This is a genomic window from Lentzea aerocolonigenes (assembly GCF_000955955.1).
Lineage (GTDB): Bacteria > Actinomycetota > Actinomycetes > Mycobacteriales > Pseudonocardiaceae > Lentzea > Lentzea aerocolonigenes_A.
Map to the genome: position 1 here is coordinate 1 of NZ_JYJG01000445.1, position 2,839 is coordinate 2,839.

2 protein-coding genes and 1 pseudogene are annotated in these 2,839 nt (G+C 68.7%); 2 read left to right on the plus strand and 1 reads right to left on the minus strand.

Going from position 1 to position 2,839, the window contains the following annotated elements; all coding sequences use genetic code 11:
- The first annotated feature begins 162 nt into the window (after window positions 1–162).
- Window positions 163–1,989, plus strand: coding sequence for a diguanylate cyclase domain-containing protein (locus UK23_RS43090; RefSeq protein WP_231114943.1), 1,827 nt, complete (start codon window positions 163–165; stop codon window positions 1,987–1,989).
- Here the strand turns inward: UK23_RS43090 and UK23_RS54355 are convergent.
- Window positions 1,881–2,528 (minus strand): annotated as a pseudogene (locus UK23_RS54355) (snapalysin family zinc-dependent metalloprotease); the annotation flags it as partial. The gene UK23_RS43090 and the pseudogene UK23_RS54355 sit on opposite strands and share 109 nt — an antisense overlap.
- Window positions 2,529–2,555: 27 nt before the next feature.
- Here UK23_RS54355 and UK23_RS43095 point away from each other — a divergent pair.
- Window positions 2,556–2,831 carry a DNA gyrase subunit A gene (locus UK23_RS43095; RefSeq protein WP_045317613.1) on the plus strand — a complete coding sequence of 92 codons (276 nt, stop codon included), beginning with the start codon at window positions 2,556–2,558 and terminating at the stop codon, window positions 2,829–2,831.
- The last annotated feature ends 8 nt before the right edge of the window (window positions 2,832–2,839 follow it).

The window sequence follows — 2,839 nt, forward strand, 5'->3', positions numbered from 1 at the left end:
GAGGAACACGCCGCCCGGCTGCGTGCTGGGCAAGCCGCGATCGCCATCGGCGAGTGGCTGGTGCGCAAGCGCTTCACCGGGCCGGACTCGTTGCGCTGCACGCTGGAGGTGCTCGGTCCGGAGTTCCCGCCCGAGGTGCTCGGCGCGCTGGCGTCCGGGTACGTGCGGGCGACGCGCGACCAGTTGTTCGCCGAGCAGGAGAAGGTCAAGAACGCGCTGCTGAAGGCCGTCGAGGACGCGCAGCGCGACCTGCACGACAGCGAAGCGCGGTTCGCCCAGGTCTTCGCGTCGACCGCGGCGGGCATCGCGATCTTCGACCTGCTCGGCACCGTCGTGGAGGCGAACGAGGCGCTCGCCTCGATGCTCGGGCACGAGGAGATGCCGAAGGAGCTGTTCACCGAGGCCGACGCGCTGGCACTGGCATCCACGTGCTCGCGCATGATCGCGTCCTCTGTGGACACTGATCGGCGCGAGTGGGAGCTGACTCGCCACAACGACGACACGGTGTGGGCGAACGTCGTGCTGTCGGTGCTGCGCGGGTCGGACGGGCTGCCGAAGTTCTTCGTCGCGCTGATCGAGGACGTGACCGAGCAGCGGATGCTGCAGGAGTGGCTGCGGCGCCAGTCGTTGACGGACCTGCTGACCGGCCTGCCGAACCGGGCCTCGTTCACGGACAAGCTGGAGTCGGCGCTGGCGTCCGGTGCGCAGTACACGCTGGGGTACCTGGACGTCGACAGCCTGACGATCGTGAACGACGGACTCGGCTACGTCGCGGGTGATGCCGTGCTGGTGGAGGTCGCGCGCCGGCTGCGGGTCGTGCTGCCGGACGCCGTCGTGGCGCGGGTCGGCGGTGACGAGTTCGTCGTGCTGATCCAGGGATCGCCGGACGTGGCCGCTCTCGCCGCCATGATCGACGAGGAGCTCTCCGAGCCGGTGTACCTGGAGGGCGCGGGCGTCGCGGTGTCGACGTCGATCGGGTTCGTGCACGCGGCCGGGCCCGGTGCAGACCCGAACGTGGTGCTGCGGCGGGCGCATTCGACGTTGCGGCGCGCCGAGACCGGCGGCAAGAGACAGTGGGCGATCTACGACCACGAGGCGGACGTGGCCGATCGTGCCCGGTTCGCGCGGATCGCGGCCATGCCCGGTGCCTTCGAGAACGGCGAGATCTCCGTGGAGTACGCGCCGGTGTCGTGGGTTTCGGGCTCGCTGGCCTTCGTCGAGGCAACGCTCCGATGGGGTACCTCGCGGCACGACGAGGTCGTGGCGCATGCCGACGCACTCGGGCTGGCCGCGCGCGTTGGGCAGATGGTGTTGCACGACGCCTGTTCGCGCGGCGAGCCGGTGTTGATCAGGCTGTCCCGGGACCAGTCACGGGATCCGGACCTGGCCGCGCACGTGCGGTCCAACCTGCGCGCCTGCGCCTTCCCGGCTTCGTCGTTGTTCGTGGCGCTCGACGTGCGGGCGATGCCGGACGGCGAGGAGAACCTCGAAGTGCTGCACGACCGACATGGGTGTCCACGTGTTGCTGCACGAGTTCGGCGGCGGGTTCGCCGGTTTGTCCACTGTGGACCGAAGCCCGGTGTGGGGCGTCCGGCTCGCTCCGCCGCCCTCGGAACGGCTGGCGCGGCAGGGAATGGCGCTCATGGTGCCGTTGCTGCGATCGGCGGGCGTGCACGTGATCGGCGGCCCAGGCGACCCGGACGAACTGCAGGCGCTGGGCGTGGACCTGGCGGTGGGTCTCCCGGTCTAGTTTCCCGGGAGACCCACCGTTGCGGTCAGGCCGCGTCGACGACCTCGGCGAGGTCAGCCTTGGCAGAGCCGGCGAAGAGCTGCTCGACGCGCCGCTTCTCCGCCGCGTTCGGGCTGGTGTTGGGGCACTGGATGCCACCGGTCGAACCCGACATCAGGCTGGAGCACGGCCCGGGCTTGACGTCCGGCAGGCCCAGGATGTGCCCCATCTCGTGGGCGGCGATCCGAACCTTGTTGTAGCCCTGGTCGACCGCCTGCTTGCCCATCCAGATCTTGCCGTTGCCCAGCGAGGTCGGCTGGGCCCGCGGCCAGCCGGGGTCCGACACGATGGTGAAGTTCGCGCGGGTACCGGGCAGGGCCTTCGCGATCTGGACGTTCTTCACGCTCGCGTTCCAGACCTTCACGGCCTCCGTGATGTCCGACTCGTACTGAGCCGCACCCGTGGAGTCGTAGGTGAGCTTGCGAACCGCCTGTGCAGTACCGACGAAGGCCGTTGACAGGGCGGCCGCCGCGGCTAGCACAGCAATTGTTTTGCGCAGGAACACAGGAATCTCCTCGCAATGCAGGGTAATTGCTCCCCGACTGTATCGCCGAAGCGTTGCCGCACAAGAAGAGTCAAGTGTCAACCAACGCTGGCACGGTCCAGAGACTTCGTAGGTGAGCCCTGCCTGTACTGCGGTTTCCCGCTCCGCCGCCACGAACAGACCGCCGCCAGAAGAGGGGTATAACTGTTGACGCCCACTGGATGTGATGGTCCAAGCGGACGACACGCACCACATTCCGCCTCACCACCGTACGGTGAGCCGATGACTTACCCACCCGGTTACGTGGAAGAGCGAATCGAGATCCTCAGCGCCCTGTGCCGGGCCGGAGACTGCCACATCGAGATCACCGGGATCATCGCCGCGTCACCGAACGAGGCCGCCGCCACCGCCGCACTCCGGAAACGGCTCGACACCACCGAGTCCGGGGCCAGAGCCGTGCTGGAGATGCAGTTGCGCCGTCTCGTTCCCGATCTGCGCGACCGCCTGCGTGCCGAACTGGAGGAGCTGCGCGCGCAGGCGGCTCGGGACAGGGCCTAGTAGTACTT

Bases quoted from the DNA above. Each gene is read 5' to 3' on its own strand.
- UK23_RS43095 (WP_045317613.1), top strand. From the start codon at position 2,556: ATGACTTACCCACCCGGTTACGTGGAAGAGCGAATCGAGATCCTCAGC.